General features: G+C 72.1%; 24 protein-coding genes. 14 read left to right on the top strand and 10 right to left on the bottom strand.

Annotated elements, in window-relative coordinates:
- The first annotated feature begins 91 nt into the window (after positions 1-91).
- The gene (locus ACQPZQ_RS40240; RefSeq protein ID WP_433289745.1) at positions 92-1,405 is read left to right on the top strand and encodes an ATP-binding protein; all 1,314 of its coding nucleotides are present in this window, start codon (positions 92-94) and stop codon (positions 1,403-1,405) included.
- Complete coding sequence (locus ACQPZQ_RS40235) at positions 1,402-2,094, top strand: response regulator (protein WP_277398747.1); 693 nt, start codon at positions 1,402-1,404, stop codon at positions 2,092-2,094. Before ACQPZQ_RS40240 ends, ACQPZQ_RS40235 begins: the two co-directional genes overlap by 4 nt.
- Before the next feature lie 24 nt (positions 2,095-2,118).
- On the opposite strand, the gene ACQPZQ_RS40230 is transcribed toward ACQPZQ_RS40235, so the two are convergent.
- From ACQPZQ_RS40230 to ACQPZQ_RS40215, 4 genes are all read right to left on the bottom strand, one after another.
- Positions 2,119-3,141: a hypothetical protein gene (locus ACQPZQ_RS40230; RefSeq protein ID WP_433289744.1), complete on the bottom strand. Its 1,023-nt coding sequence runs from the start codon at positions 3,139-3,141 to the stop codon at positions 2,119-2,121.
- A gap of 170 nt (positions 3,142-3,311) precedes the next feature.
- Positions 3,312-4,061, bottom strand: a complete 750-nt coding sequence (locus ACQPZQ_RS40225; RefSeq protein ID WP_433299615.1) for a PIG-L deacetylase family protein — start codon at positions 4,059-4,061, stop codon at positions 3,312-3,314.
- Between the two features lie 65 nt (positions 4,062-4,126).
- Positions 4,127-4,447 carry a hypothetical protein gene (locus ACQPZQ_RS40220; RefSeq protein WP_241037540.1) on the bottom strand — a complete coding sequence of 107 codons (321 nt, stop codon included), beginning with the start codon at positions 4,445-4,447 and terminating at the stop codon, positions 4,127-4,129.
- 71 nt (positions 4,448-4,518) lie between these two features.
- Entirely contained in the window at positions 4,519-4,794 is a 276-nt protein-coding gene (locus ACQPZQ_RS40215) for a chorismate mutase (protein WP_433299613.1), read from the bottom strand.
- Between the two features lie 250 nt (positions 4,795-5,044).
- On the opposite strand from ACQPZQ_RS40215, the gene pcrA reads away from it, so the two are divergent.
- On the top strand, positions 5,045-7,381 hold the full coding sequence (gene pcrA / locus ACQPZQ_RS40210; RefSeq protein ID WP_433289743.1) for a DNA helicase PcrA: 2,337 nt from the start codon (positions 5,045-5,047) through the stop codon (positions 7,379-7,381).
- Positions 7,382-7,408: 27 nt separating this feature from the next.
- Here the strand turns inward: pcrA and ACQPZQ_RS40205 are convergent, their stop codons facing one another.
- Both ACQPZQ_RS40205 and ACQPZQ_RS40200 read right to left on the bottom strand, forming a co-directional pair.
- The gene (locus ACQPZQ_RS40205) at positions 7,409-8,257 is read right to left on the bottom strand and encodes a M23 family metallopeptidase (protein ID WP_433289742.1); all 849 of its coding nucleotides are present in this window, start codon (positions 8,255-8,257) and stop codon (positions 7,409-7,411) included.
- A 195-nt stretch (positions 8,258-8,452) separates the two neighbouring features.
- The gene (locus ACQPZQ_RS40200; RefSeq protein WP_433289741.1) at positions 8,453-9,412 is read right to left on the bottom strand and encodes an esterase/lipase family protein; all 960 of its coding nucleotides are present in this window, start codon (positions 9,410-9,412) and stop codon (positions 8,453-8,455) included.
- 206 nt (positions 9,413-9,618) lie between these two features.
- Here ACQPZQ_RS40200 and sucC point away from each other — a divergent pair, with 206 nt between their 5' ends.
- The 6 genes from sucC to purH all read left to right on the top strand — a co-directional run bounded on the left by sucC (position 9,619) and on the right by purH (position 17,517).
- On the top strand, positions 9,619-10,788 hold the full coding sequence (gene sucC, locus ACQPZQ_RS40195; RefSeq protein ID WP_433289740.1) for an ADP-forming succinate--CoA ligase subunit beta: 1,170 nt from the start codon (positions 9,619-9,621) through the stop codon (positions 10,786-10,788).
- Positions 10,789-10,790: 2 nt separating this feature from the next.
- Positions 10,791-11,678: a succinate--CoA ligase subunit alpha gene (gene sucD, locus ACQPZQ_RS40190; protein ID WP_433289739.1), complete on the top strand. Its 888-nt coding sequence runs from the start codon at positions 10,791-10,793 to the stop codon at positions 11,676-11,678.
- Positions 11,679-12,000: 322 nt separating this feature from the next.
- A complete protein-coding gene (locus tag ACQPZQ_RS40185; protein ID WP_433289738.1) occupies positions 12,001-13,083 on the top strand; it encodes a DUF5336 domain-containing protein in 1,083 nt (360 codons plus the stop codon).
- Positions 13,084-13,180: 97 nt separating this feature from the next.
- Positions 13,181-15,100 carry a cell division protein PerM gene (locus ACQPZQ_RS40180; protein ID WP_433289737.1) on the top strand — a complete coding sequence of 640 codons (1,920 nt, stop codon included), beginning with the start codon at positions 13,181-13,183 and terminating at the stop codon, positions 15,098-15,100.
- Between the two features lie 231 nt (positions 15,101-15,331).
- Positions 15,332-15,949, top strand: coding sequence for a phosphoribosylglycinamide formyltransferase (purN, locus tag ACQPZQ_RS40175; protein ID WP_433299611.1), 618 nt, complete (start codon positions 15,332-15,334; stop codon positions 15,947-15,949).
- Complete coding sequence (gene purH, locus ACQPZQ_RS40170; protein ID WP_433289736.1) at positions 15,946-17,517, top strand: bifunctional phosphoribosylaminoimidazolecarboxamide formyltransferase/IMP cyclohydrolase; 1,572 nt, start codon at positions 15,946-15,948, stop codon at positions 17,515-17,517. Before purN ends, purH begins: the two co-directional genes overlap by 4 nt.
- Before the next feature lie 185 nt (positions 17,518-17,702).
- Here purH and erm read toward each other — a convergent pair whose 3' ends face one another.
- Positions 17,703-18,461 carry a 23S ribosomal RNA methyltransferase Erm gene (gene erm, locus ACQPZQ_RS40165; RefSeq protein WP_433289735.1) on the bottom strand — a complete coding sequence of 253 codons (759 nt, stop codon included), beginning with the start codon at positions 18,459-18,461 and terminating at the stop codon, positions 17,703-17,705.
- A gap of 377 nt (positions 18,462-18,838) precedes the next feature.
- On the opposite strand from erm, the gene ACQPZQ_RS40160 reads away from it, so the two are divergent.
- Together ACQPZQ_RS40160 and ACQPZQ_RS40155 are read left to right on the top strand one after the other, a co-directional pair.
- Positions 18,839-19,621 (top strand): hypothetical protein, encoded by a 783-nt coding sequence (locus ACQPZQ_RS40160; protein ID WP_433289734.1) that lies wholly within the window; start codon positions 18,839-18,841, stop codon positions 19,619-19,621.
- A gap of 58 nt (positions 19,622-19,679) precedes the next feature.
- A complete protein-coding gene (locus ACQPZQ_RS40155; protein ID WP_433289733.1) occupies positions 19,680-21,641 on the top strand; it encodes a DNA polymerase Y family protein in 1,962 nt (653 codons plus the stop codon).
- 52 nt (positions 21,642-21,693) lie between these two features.
- Here the strand turns inward: ACQPZQ_RS40155 and ACQPZQ_RS40150 are convergent, their stop codons facing one another.
- The 3 genes from ACQPZQ_RS40150 to ACQPZQ_RS40140 all read right to left on the bottom strand — a co-directional run bounded on the left by ACQPZQ_RS40150 (position 21,694) and on the right by ACQPZQ_RS40140 (position 24,745).
- Positions 21,694-22,419 carry an ATP-binding cassette domain-containing protein gene (locus tag ACQPZQ_RS40150; RefSeq protein ID WP_433299609.1) on the bottom strand — a complete coding sequence of 242 codons (726 nt, stop codon included), beginning with the start codon at positions 22,417-22,419 and terminating at the stop codon, positions 21,694-21,696.
- A 158-nt stretch (positions 22,420-22,577) separates the two neighbouring features.
- Positions 22,578-23,633 (bottom strand): ABC transporter permease, encoded by a 1,056-nt coding sequence (locus ACQPZQ_RS40145; protein ID WP_433289732.1) that lies wholly within the window; start codon positions 23,631-23,633, stop codon positions 22,578-22,580.
- Between the two features lie 47 nt (positions 23,634-23,680).
- Complete coding sequence (locus ACQPZQ_RS40140) at positions 23,681-24,745, bottom strand: substrate-binding domain-containing protein (protein WP_433289731.1); 1,065 nt, start codon at positions 24,743-24,745, stop codon at positions 23,681-23,683.
- Positions 24,746-24,953: 208 nt separating this feature from the next.
- Here ACQPZQ_RS40140 and ACQPZQ_RS40135 point away from each other — a divergent pair, with 208 nt between their 5' ends.
- The 3 genes from ACQPZQ_RS40135 (at position 24,954) to ACQPZQ_RS40125 (ending at position 26,795) form a co-directional block, all read left to right on the top strand.
- Entirely contained in the window at positions 24,954-25,991 is a 1,038-nt protein-coding gene (locus ACQPZQ_RS40135) for a LacI family DNA-binding transcriptional regulator (protein WP_433289730.1), read from the top strand.
- 70 nt (positions 25,992-26,061) lie between these two features.
- Positions 26,062-26,460, top strand: a complete 399-nt coding sequence (locus ACQPZQ_RS40130; RefSeq protein ID WP_433289729.1) for a MerR family transcriptional regulator — start codon at positions 26,062-26,064, stop codon at positions 26,458-26,460.
- The gene (locus tag ACQPZQ_RS40125) at positions 26,457-26,795 is read left to right on the top strand and encodes a thioredoxin family protein (RefSeq protein ID WP_433289728.1); all 339 of its coding nucleotides are present in this window, start codon (positions 26,457-26,459) and stop codon (positions 26,793-26,795) included. Before ACQPZQ_RS40130 ends, ACQPZQ_RS40125 begins: the two co-directional genes overlap by 4 nt.
- The last annotated feature ends 46 nt before the right edge of the window (positions 26,796-26,841 follow it).

Below are 26,841 nucleotides of genomic sequence, written 5' to 3'. Positions count from 1 at the left end.
TCATGCGGACCCTGGGGCATGGGGGATGGCCCCGAGCCGTCCCGGAGCTTTCCCCGATGTCCCGCTCCTCCCGGCATGTGACCATAAGTGCGTGACCACGGTTACCCCACCGCCTGCGCCGCCGCCGGTGTCGCCCGCCCCGCCGCTCGCCCGCAGGCGCAACGGCCGGTTCGTCGCGGGAGTGGCCGGTGGTGTCGCCGACCATCTCGGCGTCAGGGTGCTCTGGGTACGCGCGGCCTTCGTCCTGCTCGCCGGCATCAACGGCGCCGGCGTGCTGGCCTACGGGCTGCTCTGGATCTTCCTGCGGCAGGAGTCGGCCGACGTCCAGCGGGTGCTCGGACGCAGCGAGCGCCAGCAGGCGATGGGGCTCGCGGCCCTCGGTATCGGTGCGGGCCTCGCCGCCGCGGCGGTCGGCAGCAACGTCGTGGGCTGGATCGTCGGCCCGCTCGGTGTCGCGGCTGTCGGGGCGGCGGTCGTGTGGCGGGAGGCCGACGAGGCACAGCGGCGCCGGTGGACGGCAGGGGCGCGGTCGGGGGTCACCGGCATGGCGGGCGGAGGCCGCACGGCCCTGCTGCGGTTGATCGCCGGGGCCGTGTTCGTGGCCAGCGGGATCGGAGTGTTCCTGCTCGGCAACCTGGATCTGTCGCAGGTGCAGTTCGGGCTCCTGGCTGTGTTCGCGACCCTGCTCGGCGTGGGCGTGCTGACCGTCCCGTGGTGGGTGCGGCTGATGCGGGAGCTCGGCGAGGAGCGGCGGGAGCGCATCATCGAGGCGGAGCGGGCGGAGATCGCCGCGCACCTGCACGACTCGGTGCTGCAGACCCTCGCGCTCATCCAGCGCCAGTCCGACGAGCCGCGCGAGGTGCTGCGGCTGGCCCGGGGCCAGGAGCGCGAGCTGCGGCACTGGCTCTACGGGCCCACGGGCTACGGGCGGTCCGCGCGCGCGTCCGGTGAGCCCACCCTCGACTCGGGCCTCGCCGCTGCGATCACCGCGGCCGCGGCCGAGGTGGAGGACACCTACGCGATCAACGTCCGGCCTGTGGTGGTGGGCGACCGGCCGCTCGACGACGGCTTGCGAGCACTCGTGCTCGCCGCCCGCGAGGCGATGGTCAACGCCGCGAAGCACGCCAAGGTGGGCGAGGTGAGCGCATACGTCGAGGTCGAGCCCACCGAGGTGCACGTGTTCGTCCGTGACCGCGGCATCGGTTTCGACCCGGACGCCGTTTCCGACGACCGGCACGGCCTCGCCGACTCGATCCACGGCAGGATGAAGCGGCACGGAGGTGCGGTCCGGCTGCGGAGCACCCCGGGCGAGGGCACCGAGGTGCATTTGAGCATGCCGGTGGACGGACCGGCCGACACGGAGCCCGAGCCGGAGGCCCAGGCCCAGAAGGAAGCGACGACATGACCGACACCCCCGATGTGGCGACGGGTGCCGAGGAGACCGGGATGATCCGGGTGTTCCTGGTCGATGACCACGGCCTGTTCCGGTCCGGGGTTCGCGCGGAGCTGGACCGCCGCGTGCCCGACGTCACGGTGGTGGGCGAGGCCGGTTCCGTTGACGAGGCGGTGGCCGCGATCCGCCACCTGCGGCCGGACGTGGTGCTGCTCGACGTCCACATGCCCGACGGTGGCGGTGCCGAGGTGCTGCGGCAACTGCGGCCCGAACTGCCGGACGTGGTGTTCCTGGCGCTGAGCGTGTCCGACGCAGCCGAGGACGTCATCGCCGTGATCCGGGCCGGGGCGCGTGGCTACGTCACCAAGACGATCTCGGGCAGCGAGCTCGCCGACGCCGTGCGGCGGGTGAAGTCGGGAGATGCGGTGTTCTCGCCACGACTCGCGGGATTCGTGCTCGACGTGTTCTCGGAGCGGCCCGGAGCGGCTCCGCCCGGCGACCCCGAGCTCGACCTGCTCACTCGGCGGGAGCGCGACGTGCTGCGTCTGCTCGCGCGCGGCTACGCGTACAAGGAGATCGCCGGGGAGCTCTTCATCTCGGTGAAGACGGTGGAGACGCACGTGTCGAGCGTGCTGCGCAAGACCCAGCTGTCCAACCGGTACGAGCTGTCACGGTGGGCCTCGGACCGGCGGCTGGTGTAGCCGCCGGTCCGGGCAACCGGGCGGTCAGCCGCCGAGCAGACCCGCAGCGACCTTGCCGATACCACCGAGGAGACCACCGGACGACTTCCCGCTGTCGCCGCCGCGGCTGTTTCCGCCGTCGTCGTCGCTGCCACGGTTGTCGTTCCGGTCGTCATCGCCGCGACTGTTGCGGCTGTCATCGTCACGGTTGTCCGACGACGACTCGTCATCGCGCTGGGGAGCGGAGTCCTGGTCGGAGTCGTCGGAGCGGAGCAGACCCGTGACGGGCGAAAGCGTCTGGTCGACGTCGTCGACGAGGCCAGTCACAACACCCTGGGACTCGTCGTCACCGTCTGTGGCGGTGGACGGGGTGGAGTCCGAGCTGTCGCCGCTGCTGCGGGCGTTGCTGTCATCGGTGAAGCCGGAGCCTCGGTCGTCCGAGCGGGAGGAGCCCCCGTCGTCCGAGCCGGAGTTCTGCGTGGTGCTGGGGGCCGATGTGGAGGTGTCATCCTCCGCGCCCGCGATGCCCGCGGGCACGCCGGCGACCGCACTCGGGAACGCGACGGGCGTCCAGGACGTGGGCGGCGCCGTGCCGGCGTCGAGCACGTCGCCGGCCGCGGCGGAGTCGACGACCCCCGAGGCGGACAGGACGGGCGCCTCCGGCTGGCTCGAGGTGAGCCGGCCCTGGCCCGGGTAGCTGCTGTTCGTGGTGGCGCCCTGCGCCTCGGTGCCGGTGGGCGCGACCTCGCTGAGCACTGCGGCTCCGACCACCGATCCGACGGCGAGGATCGCGCCGGCCGCCACGGCACCGCGCTTGACCGCCGTCTTCTTCGCGGTAGGCGCGGGATCGGCGGCGGCGGGCACATCGGCCTTCGGCGGGTCGATCTGCTGGTGGCCCCGGGGCTGTACGGGCCGGTCGACCGTGTGCGGGGCCCGCCCCTCGCGACGCAGCAGGCTTCCCACGGAGACGCCTGTGGTGGCCGTCTCGGTCACAACCGGAAGCTTCGTGGTGACAGCGGCGTTACGGCTCAGTAGATCCGCGACGGTGACCACACCGGCAGGAGCCATCCGAGGTCCGCCTCGGGACACCATCTGAGCCACTGTGCTACGTCCTCCCTTTGAGTGAACGGACGAGCGAATGTCTACCGGATGTCGATTCGGGGTACCAAGTGTCAATCGTCCGCTCGACGTCTTTCACCCAAATGGAGTATTTCCGTTCGGCGACGACTACCGACCGCTCACCTGATCGAGACGACTTGGAAGCCCTCTGCGAGGCTCCCATCTGGCATTTCGTAGCGCCGGGCCCATCCCTCGCTCCACGGCCGGATCGTGCCTTCCAGGTCCATGTGCGACGTCTGTGATCGGTGCTCCCGCAGCGCGGCGATCTTACGGTCGAACGTGGCTGTCACGTCGACGATGTGATTGATGCGCTCGTCCGGCGCTCCCATGAGCCACAGCTCGCCGACCGTCCACGCCTCGAGCCCTTCCTCCTGCAGGAGCTCCGGGTGGGCGAACGGGTTGCGGGCGTCGGGGTAGACGGCAGCGAGCGCGGCTTCCCCCGCAGCCCGATGGTCGGGGTGGGACGCGCCGAGGCGGGGCCAGGAGATCTCCGGGGACTGCGCCAGCACCCGCTGCGGCCGGGCCTTGCGGATCTCGCGGCTGATGTCGCGGCGCAGCTCGATCGTCGGCGTCAACCTGCCATCGGGATAACGGAGGAAGCGGACCTCCTTCACCCCGAGCGCTGCGGCGGCGGCCTGCTGCTCGGTCTCCCGTAACGGGCCCATCGCCTCGCGCGGGGTGTCGTCGTAGCCACCTGCGTCGCCGGACGTGCAGATGCAGTAGGTGACCTCGATGCCGGCCGTCGTCCATGCGGCGACCGTGCCGCCCGCGCCGAAGTCGACATCGTCAGGATGGGCCGTGACGACGAGTGCGCGTTCGACGTCGTCGCGGACGCCGACGCGTGGCCGACCGGAATCAGCGTGGGGCATGGTCACCGGCGAACCCTACGGCCGCCTGCGCGGCCGCCACACTCGACGGTGGCCCGCGGGCCTGATCAGGGCAGGCTGCGGAAGCGGGTGCGGGTGGAGTCGAGCGCCTGCTTCGCGTAGAGACCGGCGCCGCCGCCCAGCACGAGGCCGATCAGGTCGATCGGCACCGAGCTCGAGGTGGTCATCAGCAGGCCCAGCAACGCGACCCCCGCGGTGCCGCCCGCCACCTTCCAGCGGCTGTTCACGTAGTCGACGGTGGTGCCGCCGGACAGGCCGCGCTTCTTCGCGGCATTGTTCAACATGGCCAGGTAGCCGACGTGGCCCAGCGCCGCGAGAAGCCCGACGAGAGCGACTACCGCTGCGACGATCCCGAACACCGTGCCCATGCCGTCAACAGTGCCACGAAAAGGCCCCGCGGGGGGCGGGTGGCGCCGGGATAGACCCGGTAGGACGCCCCTCAGCGCCCGCCGAGGCGCCCGCGGCCCAGACGCAGCAGCAGCATCCCGAGCTCGCGGCCCTCGGCGCCGAGGTCGCGGAACCGCGCGAGCACCGTCATCTCCCGGTTGTAGACGATCCGCGGGCCACCGGCGGCCATCCTGGCGCGGCCGATCCGCCGTGAGACCTGCGTTCGGCGTTTCACCAGCCGGAGGATCTCGGCGTCGAGGTGGTCGATCTCGACACGCAGCGCCTGGATCTCCTCCTCGGCGGGGATGTCGCTCGCCGGATCGTCCAGATCGCTGCCGTCGGCAGGCGCGGTGCTGTTCTCCGTCGTCACGGTCAATCTCTCTTCCAGGTGACCGGGCCCCGGCCCGTGACGCGAGAACGCCCCGGGTCCTGAGGACTCCGGGGCGTCGTGGGGGCTGATCAGCTGGCCACGGGCACCGGTGTCCGGTACCCGTAGAAAAATCGATGGCTGATCAGTGGCACAGCTGCAGTGTGCCACAGCCGGGCGCGTCAGAGGGCGGCGGTACTCTTCGAACACGATGAGCGCGCTGTTCGAACTGCCGACCGAGAATCCCGTCCACGCCCGCACCGAGCGCGGTGCGGCGCTGCTGGAGGGGCTCAACCCGCGACAGCGCGAGGCGGTGGTCCATGCCGGTTCGCCGCTGTTGATCGTCGCGGGGGCGGGCTCGGGCAAGACGCGCGTGCTCACCCACCGCATCGCCTGGCTGCTGGCCGAGCGCGGGGTGCACCCCGGCGAGATCATGTCGATCACCTTCACCAACAAGGCCGCCGCCGAGATGAAGGAGCGCGTCGACGCTCTGGTCGGCCGCCGCGCCAACGCGATGTGGGTGTCGACGTTCCACTCGATGTGCGTGCGGATCCTGCGCCGCGAGGCGCAGCACCTCGGCGTGCGCAGCGCGTTCTCCGTCTACGACGCCGACGACACCCGCAGGCTGGTCGGGCTCGTCGCGCGCGACCTGGAGCTCGATCCCAAGAAGTTCGCCGCGCGTGGGCTCGCCGCCCAGATCTCCAACCTCAAGAACGAGCTGCTCTCGGCCGACGACGCCGCCGAGCGCGCCACCAACGACTACGAGCGCAAGGTCGCCGAGGTCTACGCCGTCTACCAGACCAGGCTGCGCACGGCCAACGCGTTCGACTTCGACGACCTCATCATGGAGACGGTCTCGCTGCTCCAGCGCCTGCCCGCGGTCGCGGAGTACTACCGGCGCCGCTTCCGGCACGTGCTGGTCGACGAGTACCAGGACACCAACCACGCGCAGTACAGCCTGGTGCGCGAGCTGGTGGCCCCCGCGGCCGACGGCGAGCAGCCGGGCGAGCTGTGCGTGGTGGGCGACTCCGACCAGTCGATCTACGCGTTCCGCGGCGCCAGCATCCGCAACATCATCGAGTTCGAGCAGGACTTCCCGAACGCCCGCACGATCCTGCTGGAGCAGAACTACCGCTCCACCCAGCGCATCCTCACGGCGGCCAACGCCGTGATCGCGCGCAACCCGGACCGCCGCGACAAGCGCCTGTGGTCCGAGCAGGGCGACGGTCACAAGGTCACCGGCTACGTCGCCGACAACGAGCACGACGAGGCCGCGTTCGTGGCGCAGGAGATCGACCGCCTCGTCGATTCCGGTGAGATCCGCAACTCCGACGTGGCCGTGTTCTACCGCACCAACTCCCAGTCCCGTGTCTTCGAGGACGTGTTCCTGCGCGTGGGGCTGCCGTACAAGGTGGTGGGCGGCGTGCGGTTCTACGAGCGGCGCGAGGTCCGCGATGCGCTGGCCTACCTGCGCGTGCTGTCCAACCCGGAGGACACCGTCAGCCTCCGGCGCATCCTCAACGTGCCCAAGCGGGGCATCGGCGACCGCGCCGAGGAGCTGGTGGCCGCCTACGGCGACCGGGAACGCATCTCGTTCGCCGCCGCGCTTCGGGTCGCCGCCGAGCAGCCCGAGCGGATCCCCGGCCTGGTCACCCGCTCGCAGCGCTGCATCGCGGCGTTCGTGCGCCTCCTCGACGAGCTCGCCGAGCTGGTGGAGCGCGGCGAGGAGACCGCCGAGCTGCTGGAGGCCGTCTACGCGAAGACGGGCTACACGGCCGAGCTGGAGGCCAGCGAGGACCCACAGGACGGGTCGAGGCGGGAGAACCTCGCCGAGCTCGTCACCGTCGCCCGGGAGTTCGCGGGCGACGCCGCTGTGGCCGACCTCGACGACTCCGACGTGGCTGTCGGCGCGCCCCCACCCGGCTCCCTGGCCGCTTTCCTCGAGCGAGTGGCGCTGGTGGCCGACGCCGACTCGATCCCGGACAACGACGAGGGCATGGTCACGCTGATGACCTTGCACACCGCCAAGGGCCTGGAGTTCCCGGTCGTGTTCCTCACCGGCTGGGAGGACGGCGTGTTCCCGCACATGCGGGCCATGGGCGACCCGGCGGAGCTCGCCGAGGAGCGGCGGCTGGCCTACGTCGGCATCACGCGTGCGCAGGAGAGGCTCTACCTGACCAGGGCGATGATCCGCTCGTCGTTCGGGCAGCCGAATGCCAACCCGGCATCGCGGTTCCTCGCCGAGGTGCCGGACGACCTGGTCGACTGGCGCCGCTCCGAGCCGGAGCGTTCGGCCCCCGTGGGGCGGTTCGGGTTCGGCCGCCGTGCGGGTGCCACCGATCGGGGCGACTGGCGGGTGCCGGAGCGCAAGCTCACCGCGTCCATCCACCTCGAGGTGGGCGACCGCGTCAGCCACGACAAGTACGGTCTCGGCACCGTGACCGCCTCCGACGGCGCGGGCGCCCGGGCCACCGTCACCATCGACTTCGGAAGTGCGGGCACCGTGCGGCTGATGCTCATCGGTGGGGTGCCGCTCCAGAAGCTGTAAGTCGCCGGAGCGGGCGGGCGGCGAGAGCTAGAAGTCGATGCCCCGCTTGCGCAGCCAGGGGATCGGGTTGATCTTCGAGCCGTCCTCGTCCCAGATCTCCAGGTGCAGGTGCGGGCCGGTGGAGTAGCCGCGGTTGCCGATCTCGGCGATCTCCTCGCCGGCCTCCACCTTCTCGCCCTTGTCCACGAACATGCGGTTGACGTGGCCGTACACGCTCTGGCTGCCGTCGGTGTGGCGCAGCACGACCCAGAGGCCGAAGCCGGTGGCCGGGCCGGCTTCCTCGACAACGCCGTCGGTGAGGGCGTAGATCGGGGTGCCGATGGGGCCTGCGATGTCGATGCCGAAGTGGGACGTGCCCCACCGGGCTCCGAACATCGACGTGAGGCGGCCGACGGCGGGGCGTACGAACGCGAGATCGCCGTAGAGGTGGGCCTCGGAGGCGCCGTGGGACAGCGCTGACTTGATGATCGCCGCCTGGCGGGCGAGCTCGCGGCCGAGGTCGACGGCCTTCGCGAGGTTCTGGACGTCGACCTGGGAGGCGGGGTCCAGCTGCGTCAGCGTGAACTGGTCGGGGAGCAGCTGGTCGCCACCGATGGCGTCGACAGCGGCGTTCGGGGTGCTGACCTCGGTGACGTCGGCGACGGGCACCAGCGCGCTGACGGCCTGCGGGGCGACGGTGCTGAGGGGCGACACCAAGGTCTGTCCTGCCGCGACGACCGCGCCTGCGGCGACGGCCGCGACGGTGGCCCGCCCGCGCAGGGATGCGGCGGGTGGCGCCGGAAGACGGTGCCCGCTCGGGACCGCGACGACACGCTGGCGCGTCGCACGATCGGGGTTGTCCGCCTGGGCGCCGCTCGGGGAGCGGTGGCGCGCCAAGTCCTGCCCTTCTCGACGAATAACCGGTGCATCCATGCCGGTCGCGACCGCGTGGGCTGGGGATCCCTCAGCGGCGATCGGGGTCGCCGCTGTTGCTGTCGTGACCGCTCCGTGACTCGGACGTCGCGAAACGTAGCGGGGGCGTGGGCATCGGGCAAATCTGACGCGGCGTGTCGGACGTTGATGCGGGCGCTATCAGGACGCGGGGGACGCAGGCTCACCGAGCGTGTCCGTCAGGGGCTTCGGGCGCTCTTGACCTCGGCTCTCCCGGTAATAACGGTGGTCCGAACGAGTGAGCGCGTCGGCTACCCAGTGCAGCGTTCGCGCATCGATCGGCATCGACAAGTGACCGACATCACGTAGTTCGAGCTCTTCTACGTCGAGGTCCGGATGTATCAGGCGACCGTTTCGTTGGGGCACGACCATCTGGTCGAGCCGGCTCCACACCACGAGGAACCGGGTGGAGCACCCCGGCGACGGGCGGGCGAGCTCCCCGAGCAGCTCCGAGCCGGGCCGCAGCTGGCGGCCCAGCGGGGTCGGCATCAGATGTGCGGTCAGCGTGCCGCGATGCGGGCTCCCGAGCGTCACGAGCGTGTCGACGGCGGCCGAGCCACCCATCCGCTGGACGTAGTAGCGCGCGATCATCCCGCCCAGCGAGTGGCCGACGATGTGCACCTTGTCGGCGCCGGTGAGCTCGCGCAGCTGCTCCACATGGGTCCGCAGCTGGTGGGCCGCGGTGCGGATGTCGCCGGTGAAGAGGCTGTAGTTCACCGCGTGTACGGCTCCGAAGCCGCGCCGGCGCAGGGACCTGCGGAAGAGGGTGAACACCGACCTGTTGTCCATGATGCCGTGGACCAGCAGAATCGGAGTGCCCGCCGCCTCGAGGTCGGTGACCATCAGGCTGCGCCGCGCCGGGGGGAGCGAGTCGGTGCGGTAACCGCTGGGTTCGACGAGCTGCTCACGCAGGAGCCCCGCGGGGTAGACCACCATGTGGGCGGCGGCCCACGCCCACTCGATGGCGAGGCCGCGCAGCCCGGCCGGAACGCAGAACGTACGTGCGACGTAGGCGCCCGCTCGACCGAGTTCCAGCGCGGTCGTCTGTGCCGCCGCGGCCATCGTGGCCAGGCGGTCCAGTCCAGCGTGGACGAACGCCATAGAACGACGGTAGGTGACGGATGCCGAAAGCGCCGGTCCCGGATCGTGCATCGGAGCACCGAACCGATTCCGGGGGCAGGGGTGACTGCGGTCACCAGGGCAGCACAGGGGCGGCTCGAACGGCGTCGCTAGGGTCGCCCTAGCAGGGGTTCCGCGGGCTCCAGGCCCGCCGCGGACCAGCGCAGTGGGGATTCTGAGGAGAGCCAGTGGACCTGTACGAGTACCAGGCGAAGGACCTCTTCGCCGCCCACGGAGTCCCGGTTCTGCCGGGTCGGACGGTGGAGACACCCGAGGAGGCGCAGTCGGCGGCGTCCCAGCTCGGCACGGCCGTCGTCGTCAAGGCCCAGGTGAAGACGGGCGGGCGCGGCAAGGCGGGCGGCGTGAAGCTGGCCAAGACGCCGGAGGAGGCCAAGGAGAGGGCCGAGGCGATCCTCGGCATGGACATCAAGGGCCACACGGTGCACCGCGTGCTCGTGACCGAGGCGAGTGACATCGCCGAGGAGTACTACTTCTCCTTCCTGCTCGACCGGTCGAACCGCACGTTCCTCGCCATGTGCTCCGCCGAAGGCGGCATGGAGATCGAGCAGCTCGCCGTGGAGCGTCCGGAGGCGCTGGCGCGCATCCCCGTGGACCCGATCGCGGGCGTCGACCGGGCCAAGGCGGACGAGATCGTGGCGCAGGGGAAGATCCCGGCCGAGGTCGCCGACCAGGCCGCGGATGCAATCGTGAAGCTGTGGGAGACCTTCGTCTCCGAGGACGCCACCCTGGTGGAGGTCAACCCCCTCGTCCGTGACCCTCAGGGCAACATCGTCGCCCTGGACGGGAAGGTCACGCTCGACGAGAACGCCGGCTTCCGGCACCCGGGCCACGCCGACCTGGTGGACAAGCGCACCGAGGACCCGCTGGAAGCGAAGGCCAAGGCCAAGGACCTCAACTACGTCAAGCTCGACGGCGAGGTCGGCATCATCGGCAACGGCGCGGGCTTGGTCATGTCGACCCTGGACGTCGTGGCCTACGCGGGTGAGAAGCACGGCGGCGTGAAGCCGGCCAACTTCCTCGACATCGGCGGCGGCGCCTCGGCCGAGGTCATGGCCGCCGGGCTGGACGTCATCCTGGGCGACCCGGACGTCAAGAGCGTGTTCGTGAACGTCTTCGGTGGCATCACGGCCTGCGACGCGGTCGCGAACGGCATCGTCGAGGCGCTGAAGATCCTCGGCGACTCGGCGACCAAGCCGCTGGTCGTGCGGCTGGACGGCAACAACGTGCTCGAGGGCCGCCGGATCCTCGACGAGGCGAACCACCCACTGGTCACCCAGGTGGACACGATGGACAACGCGGCCGATCGCGCCGCTCAGCTTGCGGCTTCGGGAGCCTGAACATGTCGATCTTCCTCAACGAGAACAGCCGGGTCATCGTGCAGGGCATCACCGGCTCCGAGGGCACCAAGCACACCGCGAAGATGCTGGCCGCGGGCACGAACATCGTCGGCGGCGTGAACGCGCGCAAGGCCGGCACCAGCGTGTCGATCGGCGGGAAGGACCTCACCGTGTTCGGCACGGTCGAGGAGGCCATGAAGGAGACCGGCGCCGATGTCAGCGTCGTGTTCGTCCCCCCGCGTTTCGCCAAGGACGCGGTGATCGAGGCGATCGACGCCGAGATCGGCCTCGCGGTCGTCATCACCGAGGGCATCCCGGTACACGACTCGGCCTACTTCTGGGCACACGCGGTAGCGAAGGGCAACCACACCCGGATCATCGGCCCGAACTGCCCGGGAATCATCAGCCCCGGCAAGTCCAACGCGGGCATCATCCCGGCCGACATCGCAGGCGAGGGCCCCATCGGGCTCGTGTCCAAGTCGGGCACGCTGACCTATCAGATGATGTACGAGCTGCGGGAGATCGGTTTCTCCACCGCGATCGGTATCGGTGGTGACCCGGTGATCGGCACCACCCACATCGACGCGCTCGCCGCGTTCGAGGCCGACCCCGACACCGCCGCGATCGTGATGATCGGCGAGATCGGCGGCGACGCCGAGGAGCGGGCGGCCGACTTCATCAAGGCCAACGTGCGCAAGCCCGTGGTCGGCTACGTCGCAGGCTTCACCGCCCCGGAGGGCAAGACCATGGGCCACGCCGGCGCCATCGTGTCCGGCTCCGCCGGCACCGCGCAGGCCAAGAAGGAGGCCCTGGAGGCCGCGGGCGTCAAGGTCGGCAAGACCCCCAGCGAGACGGCCGCACTCATGCGGGAGCTCATCGCCGCGCGCTAGTGTCGCGGAAACGGGGTTCCTTGCCCGGATCCGGTGTCCAGCCGGATGCATCGCAAGGCGGAGGAGGCGCCGATACCGCTGTCGTATCGGCGCCGACGACAACGCCGCGAGGCGCCGCCTGGGCCGCTGGAGGCGGGTAAGACAACCTCGTTTCCTCGACACCAGGAACAGATCCGGGGAGCATGCGTTCCGGTCGCGGAACGCAGCTCTCCGGCGGCGGACCTGGGCGAACTTCCCATCCCGCCTTCGTCGCCGACATGAGCTAGCGTTTCGAGCCATCACCTGCGACGGACCGCGGGTCCGCACCGAGGGAGTTCGTTTCATGAGTCAGCAGCCCGGGACACCCGGGACACCGGCCCACGGCGTCTCGTCGCCAGCGGGGTCGCCCCCGGCCACGGCTACAGGGTCGACGTCGGCCGAGTCGTCGGCGACGTCGGCCGCGGAGCCGGCCGGCCGGACGGCCCCCGCGGCCGAGCCTCAGCTCGCGCCCGGCCCGGCGCGGCTGCTCGCGCTCGTCGCGGCAGGTCTGGGTGTGGTGATCTACCTGCTCGGCTTCTTCGACGAGGTGGGTTTCGCCGCATCGGTCATCGCGCCACTTCTGGTGGGCGGCGGTCTGCTGGCCGGCGCGGCCTTGCTGCCGAAGGTCGGACGCGTGCTCGTGCCCGCCGCTGTCGCGGTGGCCACCGGCACCCTGCTGGTCCTGCAGCTCGTAGCGACCGGCGCCTCGTCCACCACCGCGGTGGTCGTGCTGGTGCTCGCGATCCTGGAGACCGCGGCCGTCGTCGGCGCGGTGCTGCTCGACGCCGACCTCGTCAAGGCTCCGGCGCCCCGGCCGCGCCAGGCGCCGAGCTACCCGCAACAGCAACAGCAGCAGAGCTACGGCGGCGGTCAGTACCCGCAGGGGTACGGCCAGCAGGGTCAGTACGGGCAGTACGGGGCCGCCCAGGGCGGCTACGGCCCGCAGGGCGGCTACAGCGGCCAGCAGCCCGGCTACGGGCAGCAGGCGCCCTACGGTGCCCAGCAGCCCGGGTACGGCCAGCAGGGCTACGCCGGCCAGCCCGGCTACGGCCAGGGCCAGCAGCCTCCCGCCCAGGGTGGCTGGGGCCACCAGGCGCCCGGCCAGCCCGAGCCCGGTGCCCGGCCCGGAGGCGGTCCCAGCTGGTACGGAGGCGGTGGCGCCCCTGACGCCGGGGCCGACACGCCGTCGTCGCCCGGCACCCCGGCCGCTGCGCCCGGCGCCTCCGACGTCACCTCGGCGTACCCGCAGAGCGAGTCCGCTGCGCAGCCGTGGAAGGAGCCGTCGGCGGAGGGACGTCACGAGCAGCGCGGTGACACGTCCGACCCGGATGACGGGCCCGTCGAGCAGACCCGCTTCATCCAGCCCGGCGAGCGGCCGCCCAACTGACGGTCGGCGCTGCGGCCGGTCCACCGACAGTGGATCGCGCCGAGCGCTCCCGGCGTGCCTGTCCGTTCGGGCGGCATGCCGCTGAGACCCTGGTGCGGTGACCCGCACACTCGCCGGCCCTGGAACCGACCCGGATCCGGACGGTCCGAACGACCTTCCGGATCCCGGCGGCGTCGCGGGCCTGGACCGCCTGCGCCTGCTGCTGGCCGGCGCCATGGGCACGGTCATCTTCAGCTACGCGCTGCTGGTGCCGGCTGGGGCCTTCGTCATCGCGACGGGCGACGGCAGCCTGACACTCGACGGGGCGTTCGCCGCCGCGATCCCGCTGTGGCTGGCCGCGCACCAGATCCCGCTCACGCTTGGCGGCCAGCCGCTCAGCGTGCTGCCCCTGCTACCGACGGCCGTGGTCGCCGTGGTCATCGCTGTCGGGGCGAAGTGGGCGGCGCGGCGGCTCGGGTGTCGTTTCCGTTCGGACGCCGGAGCGGTGCTCGCCAGCATCGCCGGGGCACATGCCTCGGTCGCCGTGCTGGGCAGCGCGTTGCTCCCGCGTGCCGCCGAGGTGGCCGTGACGCCGTGGTCCGCGATGGTCGGGGGCGGTCTCGTCGCAGCCGCGGCCGCGGCCGTCGGGGTGGTACGGGCCTGTGGGGTGCCCGCGGAATGGCTTGCGCGCCTTCCCAGCTGGTTCCGGCCGGCGCTGCGTGGCACCGCGGTCGCGCTCACCGGGCTGGTGCTCGCCGGTTCCGTGGCCCTCTTCGCCGGTCTGGTGCTGGGTGCGGGGCATATCGCCGCCGCGTACGAGACGCTCGCCCCCGGTTTCGGCGCGGGCATAGGCCTCACGCTGCTCGCGCTCGCGTACCTGCCCAACGCCGTCGTCGCCGGGATGAGCTGGGTGCTCGGCCCCGGGATCGCGGTCGGCACGGGCGTCACCACCCCGCTCGCCGCGTATCCGGGAGAGCGGTCGAACTTCCCGCTGCTGGCCGCCCTCCCGACGTCCGCGCCACCCGTGTGGGTCGCCGCGGCGTTCGTCCTGCCCGTGGCCGTGGGGGTGCTGGCCGGACGCGCCTGCGTCACCACGGCAGCTGCCGCCGACCGGTTGCGCGCCGTCGGTGCGACAGCCGTCGCCACCGCGCTCGTCGCCGGGCTGCTGGCGTGGCTGGCCGGGGGGAGGCTGGGTGCGGGGCCGTTCGACCCGGTGCGGCTCTCCGGTGAGCTGGTGGTGCCCGCTGTCCTGCTCTGGGTCGGGCTGCCGATGGTGGTCGTGGCGCTGATCCGAAGCCGCCGGGACGAGTCTGAAGGGACGGAAGAAGCGCACGCCGACGACGCCGGGCGGGGCCGGGCGCGTGCGGCGTCTGCGCAGCCGAAGCCCGAGCAGCGCGGGCACGCACCGGTCAAGTCCGAGACCACGGATGCCCAGGACGTCGCCGCGAAGGACGAGGAACCGGCCCGGACGGAGACCGAGACCGCCGAGGACGAGCCGGTGGGGAAGGACGGGGACGAGGCCGCGGCCGACGAGGCGGGCGTCCGTGACGAGGACCGGGAGGACGAGGACCCTCCGGACGGGGATGCTGCGAGCGAGGTGTCCGCGTCCGACGGTGAGGAAGCCGACAACGGCGACACCGAACGGGACGAGGCCGCCACGCAACGGCGCGGAGACGCCCGGACCGACGAGGAGCCCGCGCCGCAACGAGCCCTGCCCCAGCGGGTGGGCCCGCGCCGGGTGCCACCGGCGCGCACCGCGAAGCGCCCGGAGCGCAGGCGGGGCCGCGAGATCCCCGGCCGGCGCGATGCCGGCGCTGCCGACGGGCCTGAGAAGAAGCGCTGGTGGAGCAAGGGGCAGCAGTCCGACGCCCCGGATCGGGAGCCTGCCCCCGACGACACCTCGGAGCAGCCTGCTCCCGGTCCGCGGGGCCCGCGCACGGTCGGGGAGCTCGTTGCTCAGCGCGAGCGGGAGGCGGCCCGGCGGGCGGCGGCGGAGGACAAGAACCGGGGCTCCGACGACCCGTCTGACGAGGGCTGAGCTCGTTCCTGTCGTCCCGCTTCCGGATCCGTAGGGTTCCGGGCTGCGGTGCTGCGCGTTGCTCGACGTGCGGCCGGGCGGCGCACGTCGACGGTGGGGCGCGGTGTGCACCCCGTGGTGCCCTCCGGAGGCGGTGTGACCTGCGCCGCGGCCTACCCTGGAGGTTGTCACCCGATCGCCGTCCTGCCGAGGAGTCAGCGCTTGCCCGCATCGCCGAGCGGTACCTACCGGGTGGAGCTCCCCGTTCCGGCCCGTGTGGTCGTCCTGGTCTCCGGCTCCGGCACGCTGTTGCAGGCGCTCCTCGACGCCGCGGCCGACAGCACCTACCCGGCCCGCGTGGTCGCCGTCGGGGCGGACCGTGGCGGTATCGAGGGGCTGGCCCGCGCCGAGCGCGCCGGTGTACCCACGTTCACGGTGCGCTTGGCCGACCACGCCGACCGTGGCGCGTGGGACGCCGCGATGGCCAAAGCCGTCGCCGAGCATCGTCCCGACCTCGTGGTCAGCGCCGGATTCATGAAGATCCTCGGTCCGGATTTTCTCGGCAGCATCGCCAGCCCGATGATCAACACCCACCCCGCGCTGCTCCCCGCTTTCCCCGGCACCCGCGGGGTGGCCGACGCGCTCGCGTACGGCGTCAAGGTCACCGGGGCCACCCTGCACATCGTGGACGACAGGGTCGACACGGGACCGGTGCTGGCGCAGGCCGCGGTTCCCGTCGAACCTGGGGACAGCGTCGACTCGCTGCACGAACGAATCAAGATCGAGGAGCGGCGGTTGCTCGTGAGCACCGTCGCCGCGCTGGCCCGGCAGGGAGCCACCGTGACCGGACGAGAGGTGACCATCCCGTGAGCTCCGCCGAGACCCCTGCTCGTCGTCCCGTACGACGGGCGCTGATCAGCGTCTATGACAAGACGGGCGTGGCGGACCTGGCCACCGGCCTCCACTCGCTCGGTGTCGAGATCGTGTCCACCGGCTCCACCGCGCAGCGCGTCGCCGACGCCGGCGTGCCCGTCACACCGGTCGAGGAGCTCACCGGCTTCCCGGAGTGCCTCGACGGCCGGGTCAAGACCCTGCACCCCCGGGTCCACGCCGGGCTGCTCGCCGACACGCGGCGCCCTGAGCACGTCGAGCAGCTCAGAGAGCTCGACATCGCTCCGTTCGACCTGCTGGTGTCGAACCTCTACCCGTTCACGGAGACGGTCGCGTCGGGCGCCACGCCTGCCGAATGCGTGGAGCAGATCGACATCGGTGGGCCCGCGATGGTCCGGGCAGCGGCGAAGAACCACGACAGCGTGGCCGTCGTCGTCGAGCCCGCCCGCTACGACTGGGTGCTCGAGCAGGTGAAGAACGGCGGCTTCGAGCTCGCCGAGCGGCGGCTGCTCGCCGTGGCGGCGTTCCGGCACACCGCCACCTACGACATCGCGGTGGCGTCCTGGATGGGCAACGTCCTCGCGCCCGACCCCGAGGCCGGTGTGTTCCCGTCCTGGGTCGGGGCCTCCTGGGAGCGTGCCGCCACGCTTCGCTATGGCGAGAACCCGCACCAGAGCGCCGCGCTGTACGTCTCGGGGCAGCCCGGGCTCGCCGCTGCGGAGCAGCTGCACGGCAAGGAGATGTCCTACAACAACTACGCCGACGCCGACGCCGCGTGGCGCGCCGCCCACGACCACGACCAGCCCTGCGTCGCGATCATCAAGCACGCCAACCCGTGCGGCATCGCCCTCGGCACCGACATCGCCGACGCCCACCGCAAGGCCCACGCCACCGACCCCGTCAGCGCCTACGGCGGCGTGATCGCGGTGAACCGCGAGGTGAGCGTGGAGATGGCGGAGCAGGTGGCCGAGGTGTTCACCGAGGTCCTCCTGGCGCCGTCGTACGCCGACGGAGCGCTCGAGGTGCTCACCGGCAGGAAGAACATCCGCGTGCTGCGGCTGCCGGTCGCGCCGGACCGGGCGGGTGCCGAGATGCGCCCGATCTCCGGAGGGCTGCTGCTGCAGCAGCGCGACATCCTCGACGCGCCGGGCGACGACCCCTCCACCTGGACCCTCGCCACCGGCGACCCGGTGCCCGGCGACGTGCTGGCCGACCTCGCGTTCGCCTGGCGCGCGTGCCGCTCCGTGAAGTCGAACGCCATCCTGCTCGCCTCCGGGGGCGCTTCCGTCGGGGTCGGGATGGGGCAGGTCAACCGCGTGGACGCGGCCCGGTTGGCGGTGGCTCGGGCGGGCGACCGCGCTCGCGGCTCGGTGGCCGCCTCCGACGCCTACTTCCCGTTCCCCGACGGGCTCGAGGTGTTGCTCGAGGCGGGCGTGCGGGCGGTCGTGCAGCCGGGCGGCTCGGTGCGCGACAACCTGTCGACGGAGGCGGCGGCCAAGGCCGGCATCGCCCTCTACCTGACGGGCACGCGCCACTTCGCGCACTGACGCCCGCGGCCGCGCTGATCAGGCGAGGCGGGCGGCCCGCCAAGATCGCCGTGAGATGAGGTTGTGCGCCCTCTCAGGGGCGAAAAGCCGGATCTCGGAGCGGTTGCCTCTGCCCAGCGTGACCTCGGTGCTGCGGAGGCCGAGGCGGATTCCGTTGGCTCGGCCTCCGCAGCACCGGCCTGAGGTCAGGGGCGTGGCATGCTCCCGAAGAGCGACGCCCAGTGTTGCGCGGTGAGGTCGCGTGGTCGCGTCGAGGTGTCCAGTCCCTGCCTCGCGAGCCACGTTCGGATCGCAGGGTGTGCCCGCCGCAGGGTCGTGACCAGCCGGTCGCCGCTGAACGTCGTCCGGACCAGCTGCTGGTAGCGAGCGCGGTCCGCCCGGGCAACCAGCTCACGGTCCCGGCGCGTGACGACGAGGATCCCGCCGTCCACTCCGGGACGTGGCCGGAACGCGGCGGCCGGCACTCGTCCGGCGAGCCCGAACTCGTACCACGGCCACCAGCTCGCGGTGAGGAGCGTCGTGCCGCCTACCGCGGCACGCTTGCGTGCGACCTCCCACTGAAGCAGCAGCACGGCGGTGATCCAGTCCCGTTGCGCGAGGAGGTGGCGCAGGAGGGGGGTGGTGATGCCGAAGGGCACGTTGGACACGACGTGGTGCTCGCCGTCGAAGCGGAACCGCAGCATGTCGTCGTGGACGACGTGGACGCGGTGACCGAGAGAGCGGCGGAGGGCGGCAACACGTACCGGGTCCAGCTCGACGGCGGTGACGAGGCCCGGACGGGCGGCCAGATGCCGCGTCAGGGCTCCGTCGCCCGGGCCGAGCTCGAGGATCGCGCCCGGCGGAACCAGGCCGGCGATGCGGGCGGCTACCCGCCGGTCGGCGAGGAAGTTCTGGCCGAGCTCATGACGGCCGCCGAAGGAACGGTGATGGGTGGACGAGGGCATGGGTGACCTGCGCTTCGCGTCGATCGGGAAGGGATCCGGATCGGACGGCGCGCGGAGCAGCCCCGGGTGTCGGCGGGGCGAGAGTCAGCGGCGCGGCGTCCGAGAGACGCGGCGCAGCTTTATGCAGTAGCCGTAACCCACGCAGACGACGTTATCGGCGGGGTCCAGCTGTTTTCGGCCGACGATCTGCACCGGCGGCGGCAGGGCCCGCAGGCCGAGGCGGGTACGAGCGGCGCGCTCGCCCGGGGCGGGGTCTATCCAACGGGTGAGCTGTGGGGGCCGGGGTTGAGCGTGACCAGCGGGAACGACTAAGCTTCGAACGTACGTTCGATGATGATCGCCGACTTCCCCGCGGCGTGACCCCTGGGGAGGCATGTGTGCCTGAAGCTGCGGCCACCGTCACGACGACGCGGGCTCCCCGGCCCGATCACGGGAGCCGGTTGGAGCTCGCCCGGGGTCTGTTGCGTCGCCTGGAGGGGCGTTCGGGGAGTGTTCGGCCTGCCCCCGTCACCGAGTCGGACGGTGGGGTGCTGCCGGTTGCCGAACCGCTGGCCCGGCTCCTGCCCGCCGGGGGGCTGCGGCGAGGGTCCACGGTCGCGCTCCCCGCCGTTCCCGGTGCCACTTCGCTGCTGTTCGCGCTGCTTACCGAGGCCTCCGCGGGCGGGGCGTGGGTGGGGGTCGTCGGCAGGCCGGGGCTCGGGCTCCTGGCCGCCGCCGAGGCGGGGGTGCAGCTGGAGCGGCTGGCGCTGGTGCCGGAGCCGGGCGCCGATCTGCTGGCGGTCACGATCGCGCTGCTGGACGGGATGGACGTCGTCGCGGTCTCGGGCGCGGCCCGCGCCGGTGTGCGCGCCGCCGACCGGCAACGGCTGGCGGCCAGGGCCCGGCAGCGGGGCGCGGTGCTGATGGCGCTCGGTTCCTGGCCGGGCGCCGACGTGGAGCTGAGCTGCAGCGACGTGCAGTGGCGGGGGCTGGATGCCGGCGCGGGCAGGCTGCGTTCCCGTCGGGTCGAGGTGCAGCTTCGGGGGCGGGCTGTCCCGCCGGGCACGCGTCCGGGGACGCTGCTGCTGCCGACGCAGGGGAATGCGGTGGCGGAGGCCGGGCAGAAGGTTGCGCGGCCGGCCGCGGTCGCCACCGTCGCGGACGAGCGGGCGGCGGGATGACCGGCGCGGGCGGGGCGAGGCGCGGTGGCCCGCTACCTCGCTGCAGCGGGTGCCCGTCGTGAGCGCGTCCGTCGTGCGGGTGCTCGCGCTGTGGTCGCCCGACTGGCCGGTCACGGCCGCGGCCATGGCCGCCCACGTCCCTCCGCACCGGCCGGCGGCTGTGGTCGTGGCCAATCGGGTGCTGGCTTGCTCAGCGGTCGCCCGCGCCCACGGGGTGCGCCGTGGCCTGCGACGGCGAGAGGCGCAGGCCCGGTGCCCGGAGCTGGTCGTGCTGGAGCGCGACCCCGACCGTGACGCCCGGGCCTTCGAACCGGTCGTGGCCGCGGCCGAGGAGCTCGCACCGGGGGTGGAGGTCGTGCGGCCGGGGCTGGTGGCGCTGGCGGCGCAGGGTCCGGTCGGGTGGTTCGGGGGCGAGCAGGCGGCCGCGGAGAAGCTGGTCGACCAGGTTGCTGCACGCACCGGCGTGGAGTGCCAGGTGGGCGTGGCCGACGGGCTGTTCGCCGCGGTGCTCGCGGCGCGCCGCGGCTTGGCTGTCGCGCCGGGCGACACCCCGGCGTTCCTCGCCCCGCTCGGCGTCGAGGAGCTGGACCGCGAGCCCGACGTCGACCGTTCCGAACTGGTCGGGCTGCTGCGCCGGCTCGGACTGCGCAGCCTGGGGGCGCTCGCGGAGCTCGACGCCGAGGACGTCGCTTCCCGGTTCGGCGCCGACGCCGTGCTCTGCCACCGGCTCGCCCGCGGGCTCGACCCCCGTCCGCCGGTGCGGCGCACACCGCCGGAGGAGCTCGCGGTGGAGATCGAGCTGGACCCACCCGTCGATCGCGTCGACGCCGCTGCCTTCGCGGCCCGCGGTCTGGCCGAGCGGCTGCACCGCGCTCTGGCAGGCCACGGGCTCTCCTGCACGCGGCTGGGCGTCGCCGCCCGCACCGTGTCGGGGGAGGAGCTGCACCGGATCTGGCGCTGCGCCGAGCCGCTCACGCCGTCCGGCACCGTCGACCGGGTGCGCTGGCAGCTCGACGCCTGGCTCACCCGCTCACGCACCACGAGCGTCGACGGCCCGGGCGCGGTGTGCCGGTTGTGGCTGGTGCCGGAGGAGACGGTCACCGCCGGGGCGCTTCAGCTCGGGTTGTGGGGCGACGTCGGGGAGACCGACGAACGGGCCGGGCGGGCGCTGGTGCGGGTACAGGCGCTCCTGGGGCCGGAGTCGGTGTTCACCGCGGTGCTGGTGGGTGGGCGAGATCCTGCCGAGCAGGTGCGGCTGGTGCCCTGGGGCGACGATCGGAGGCTCGACTCCGGGCCGATGCCGCCGTCGCCCCTGGCCACCGGCGAGGTCGGAGGGGCAGGCCCGGCGTCCCAGGCGGGTGCGCGGGCGACGGGCCCGGCGCGAGGGGCGGCCAGGCCGGGCGCGATCCCCACCGAGCTGCCCCCGCAGGCGGATACGGGACAGCCGCGGGGAGCACCGCCTGCTGCCGGTGCGGACGTCGTGCCCACGGATCCGACGCAGCAGGTCGGCGCCGTCGCCGACTCCTGGCGTTCCGCGGCGCCGGCGGGATGGCCGGAGGACATGGTGCGGCTCACCGGGCGGGTCTCCGCTGCCGACGTGGCCGCCGAGGAGGGGAAGGGGCGCACTACCAACCGGCGACGCCGGGTCCCCGCCCCGCGGCGCAGCACCGGTCGTCCCGCGGTGCCCGACCCACCGCCGTCCTGGCCGGGGCGGTTGCCCGCCCCGTCGCCGGCAACCGTGCCCCCGCAGCCCCTTCCCGCGGCGCTGGTCGACGCCACGGGGAGGCCGGTGCGGCTCACCGCGCCGGACATGTTGTCAGCGCCGCCGCACCGCCTCGTGGTGGACGACGGGACCCCGCAGGTGGTGCAGGGATGGGCGGGCCCCTGGCCGTTGCGCCAGCGGTGGTGGGTGGCCGATGCAGTGGAGGGCAGCAGGATGCAGATCGCCGTGGACGGCGGCGTCGCGCTGCTGCTGCTCGCCCGCGAAGGGGGGTGGTGGGTCACGGGCATCTACGACTGACCCGTGGCGTGCGCGGATACGAGTGCGGGAGCTCGTATCCGCGCACGGGCCATCAGGCCACCGATGGCGGCGGCTCCGCGGCCCCCGTCATGAACGCCACCGCCTCCGACATCGTGTGCGACTGCGGGGTGATCACCGTGGCGCGCCTGCCGAGCCGCTGGATGTGGATCCGGTCGGCGATCTCGAACACGTGCGGCATGTTGTGGCTGATCAGGATGACCGGCAGGCCGCGGTCACGCACGTCGCGGATGAGCTGCAGCACGCGGTTGCTCTCCCTGACCCCGAGGGCCGCGGTCGGCTCGTCGAGGATCATGACCTTGCTCCCGAACGCCGCCGAGCGGGCCACGGCCACACCCTGCCGCTGCCCGCCGGACAGGCTTTCCACGGCCTGCCCGATGTTCTGCAGCGTGGCGATCCCCAGCTCGCTCATGTGCCGCTGGGCCTCTTCCCGCATCTTCTTGCGGTCCAGCATGCGGAACACCGAGCCGAGGATGCCGGGCTTGCGCACCTCGCGGCCGAGGAAGAGGTTGTCGGCGATGTCGAGCCCGGGCGAGACGGCAAGCGACTGGTACACGGTCTCGATGCCTGCCAGCCGGGCGTCCATCGGCGTCTTGAAGTGCACCTGCTTGCCGTCGAGGAAGATCTCGCCGCTGTCGGGGATGATCGCCCCGCACAGCGCCTTGATGAGGCTGGTCTTGCCCGCGCCGTTGTCGCCGATCACCGCGAGGATCTCCCCGGCGTACAGCTCGAGGTCGCCGCTGGCGATGGCCGTGACCATCCCGTACCGCTTGACCAGGCCTTTTGCCTGCAACACCGGCAGGCGTGGCGGTGCCTTCCCCGGGTGCGTGTCCGCGGGTGATCCGCCGGCAAGCGCGCTCTGCGCTGATGATTCGCTCGCACGCTCGCTCTGCGCTGATGATTCGCTCGCACGCTCGCTCATGCCTTCACCTTCCGGATCCACTGGTCGATGGAGACCGCGATGAGCACGAGGAGGCCGATCGCGCACCCCTGCCACACGACGTCCACACCACCGAGCTGCAGCCCGTTGCGGAAGACGCCGACGATGAGCGCACCGACCAACGTGCCGAGCACCAGCCCGCGCCCGCCGAACAGGCTCGTGCCGCCGAGGACCACGGCGGTGATGGAGTCGAGGTTGTACTCGACCCCGACGTTGGGGCTTGCCGAGGCGAGGCGCCCCATGAGGATCCAGGCGCCGATCGCGTAGAGCAGCCCGGCCACCGTGTACACCGAGAACAGCACGTGGCCGGTGCGGATGCCGGCCAGGCGTGCGGCCTCGATGTCGTCACCGGTTGCATAGACGTGCCGGCCCCACGCGGTGTTGGCGAGCGCGTACCAGAACACCGCGAAGAGCAGCAGCATGATGATCGAGCCGTAGGTGATGCGGAAGCCGCCGATGCCGAACGTGTTGCCCGTCCAGGTCATGATCGACGGCATGTCCGTGCCACGCACGGTCTCGCTCTGCGACACCACCGAGTTGAGCGAGAAGAAGATGCTCAACGTGCCGAGCGTGACGATGAACGGCGGCAGCTTCAGCCGCGTGACGAGCAGGCCGTTGATCGCCCCCATCGCGGTGCCGAGCACGAGGCCGATGATCAGTGCGAGCGCCCCGGGAACGCCGAGGTCGGTGGCGATGTTCGCCATCAGGATCGAGGAGAACACCGCGATCGCGCCGGCCGAGAGGTCGATGCCCGCGGTGAGGATGATCAGGGTCTGCCCCAGTGCCAGCACGGCGATGACGGTGACCTGGGCGAGCACGAGTCCGAGGTTCGTCGCCGAGAGGAACCGGCCGCTGACGATCGAGAACACGATGATCGCCAGCACCAGCACCGCGAGCGGGCCGAGGATCGGGTTGGCGTGCAGGACGTGCTGGATGCGCTGGAGTGGTGACTCCGTGCGGCGCTCCTCGAAGCCCGTGGCCCCGGTGTCCGGCACCGTGGCGGTTCCGCCGCCGGGGGACGTGTCGTTCGCCATGTGGATGCACTCCTTCGTGCGTCAGGCGCGTGACGGGAGCCGGGGGATCAGCCCCAGCAGTTGGCGGCGCCGAAGGCGGTGTCCTTGGACGGGACGTTCGGCTGCGGCTGGTCGGTGATCAGCTCCACGCCCGTGTCGTAGAAGCTCTTGCCCGCCGTGGTCTCCGGCTTGGTGCCGTCCTTGGCGAACTTCGCGATCGCCTCGATGCCCAGGGAGGCCATCTTCAGGGGGTACTGCTGCGACGTGGCGCCGATCGCACCGGACTTCACGGCCTCGACGCCCGGGCAGCCACCGTCCACGGAGACGATCGTGACGTCGTTCTGCCTGCCGGCCGCCTTCAGCGCCTCGTACGCGCCTGCGGCTGCCGGCTCGTTGATCGTGTGGACGAGGTTGATCGAGGGGTCCTTCTGGAGCAGGTTCTCCATCGCGGTGCGCCCGCCCTCCTCGGCGCCGTCGGTGACGTCGTGCCCGACGATGCGCGGGTCGGACTCGTCGCCGATCCGGGTCTTGTCACCTACGTCCACGCCGAAGCCTTCGAGGAAGCCCTGGTCGCGCTGGACGTCGACGGACACCCCGTTGGGGCTGAGGTCGAGCATCGCGATCCTGGCCTGCTTGCCCTCGGACTCGAACTTCGCCTTCGCCCACTGCCCGATGAGCAGCCCTGCCTGGTAGTTGTCGGTGGCGAACGTGGCGTCTGCGGCGTCGGCCGGGTCGATCGGGGTGTCGAGCGCGATCACGAGCATGCCGGCCTGCCTGGCCCGGTCGAGCGTGGGCACGATGCCCTTGGAGTCGTTCGCGGTGATGAGGAAGCCGGCGGCTCCGGCCGAGATCAGGTTCTCGATGGCCTGTACCTGAGACTCGTTGTCGCCGTCCTGCTTGCCGGCGAAGGTCTGCAGCTGCACGCCCTGGGTGGCGGCCGCGGCCTGCGCACCCTCCTTCATCTTCACGAAGAACGGGTTGGTGTCGGTCTTGGTGATCAGTCCGATGACCGGCTGGCTCCCCCCGCCGGTTGCGCCGCCGTCACCGCCACCGCAGGCGGCGAGCGCGAGCGCCGCGGCCATCCCGGTGGCCAGAACGGTGGCCCTCCGTCCTGCTGCCCATACGTGGCTCATGTGCTGCGACCTCTCGTCATCATTGACATCTGGTTGCATACGTAGACAACGTTGTCAAACACTCTGGTCCAGCTCACGGTGCTTTCACAAGGCTTGATCGGAGCCCTTCGATAACGAATGGGCAACGGCAGAGGGTTCTTGACAACGTTGACGTGGAGTCCGACCATCCGGCCGGACCATGTCGCCGGAGCTGGTCGAGAGGAGAACCATGAGTCTCCGCGGGTCGCCGATCGGTGGGCGCCGGCCCACGATGCGCGACGTCGCGGCCCGGGCGCAGGTGAGCTTCAAGACCGTCTCCCGTGTCGTCAACGACGAGGGCGGCGTGTCGCCCCTGCTCGAACGGCGCGTCCGGAAGGCGATCGAGGAACTCGACTTCCGTCCGAACGTGGGAGCCCGCATCCTGCGCCGGTCGGATCGCAGGACGGCATCGATCGGGTTGCTGCTGGAGGACGTCGCCAACCCGTTCTCCGCCGCTGTGCAACGAGCCGTGGAGAACGAGGCGGACCGGCGCGGCGTGGTCGTCTACTCCGCGAGCCTCGACGAGGACCCTGCCCGCGAGCGCGCGCTCGCGAAGGCGTTCGGCGCCCGCAACGTCGACGGGCTGCTGCTCGTCCCGGCTGGGGACGACCAGTCGCACCTCGCCGCTGAGCTGCGGGCTGGCACGGCGATCGTCTGCCTCGACCGCGAGGCGAGCAACCTGCCGGTCGACTCGGTGGTGGCCACCAACGAGATCGGTGCAGCCGAGGGCGTGCGCCACCTCGCTGCGGCCGGCCACCGGCGCATTGCGTTCATCGGCGACCGGCGCACCGTCGCCACCGCCCGTCAGCGCCACTTGGGGTACTGCGAGGCCCTGCGCGGTTGCGGGTTGCCGCTGGATCCGGCACTGGTCGTGCAGGACGTGCGGGATACCTCCGCGGCCGACGGCGTCGTCACCGCCCTGCTCGGCCGTCCCGACCCGCCGACGGCGTTGTTCACCGCCCAGAACCTGGTGACGGTCGGCGCCGTGCGCGCGTTGCGGAGGATGGGGCTCGAACACACGGTCGCGCTGGTCGGGTTCGACGACTTCCTCCTGGCCGACCTGCTGAGCCCCGCCGTCACCGTGATCGCGCAGGACCCCACCGCGATCGGGCGGACCGCGGCCGGGTTGCTCTTCGCCCGCATCGACGGCGACACGGCGCCGCCGCAGTGCCGCCTCGTCCCCACCACCCTGATCCGGCGCGGCTCGGGCGAGATCCCGCCACCCTGACCCAGTCACCCTGACCTGACTGCCGATCGGACTGGCGTTGCCGTCGGCGGCAAGGTTTAGCGTCGGTGACATGCGGATCGGTGAGCTGGGCCGCCGCGCCGGGGTCAGCCCGCGGGCGCTGCGCCACTACGAGGAGCTGGGCCTGCTGGCCGCCCGGCGTCGCGCCAACGGCTACCGCGACTACGACGAGGGCGACCTGCGGGTCGTCGCCGAGATCCGGTCGCTGGTGGATCTCGGGTTCGCGCTCGAGGAGACCCGCCCGTTCGTCGAGTGCCTGCGAGCCGGGAACGCCACGGGCGCGAGCTGCCCGGACTCCCGAGCCGTGCAGCGGCGCAAGCTCGCCGAGGTAGACGAGTGGCTCGCGCGGCTGCAGACCGTCCGCGACGAGCTCGCCGACCGGCTCGGCGACCCGCCGACCCCGCGCTGCTCCATCACATCCGTCGCCTCAGGCCCCGAGGAGTTTCGATGATCGTCCCCGTCACCGACGCCACGTTCGACGAACTGGTGCTCCGCGCCGAGCTGCCCGTGCTGCTCGACTTCACGGCGGACTGGTGCCCGCCGTGCCGGATGATCGAGCCGGTGCTGCACCAGATCTCCGTCGAGCAGGAGGGGCGGTTGGTGGTTGCGCAGCTCGACGTCGACGCCAACCCCCTGACCGCTCGTGACGCCGGCGTGCTCGGGATGCCGACGCTCAACCTCTACGTCGACGGCCGGGTCGTCACGCAGGTGGTGGGTGCGCGGCCGAAAGCTGCTCTGATGCGTGCGATCGAGGAGCATCTGCCCGCCCAGGCACTCAGCGCCTGAGCCTTGGCCGACCGGCCCCGTCGTCATCGTCGGCGGGGCCGGGAAC

It is taken from the genome of Pseudonocardia sp. CA-142604 (assembly GCF_050948475.1).
In the GTDB taxonomy this organism is placed as follows: Bacteria; Actinomycetota; Actinomycetes; order Mycobacteriales; family Pseudonocardiaceae; genus Pseudonocardia; species Pseudonocardia alaniniphila.
This window is presented reverse-complemented; position numbering and strand designations above follow the sequence as displayed.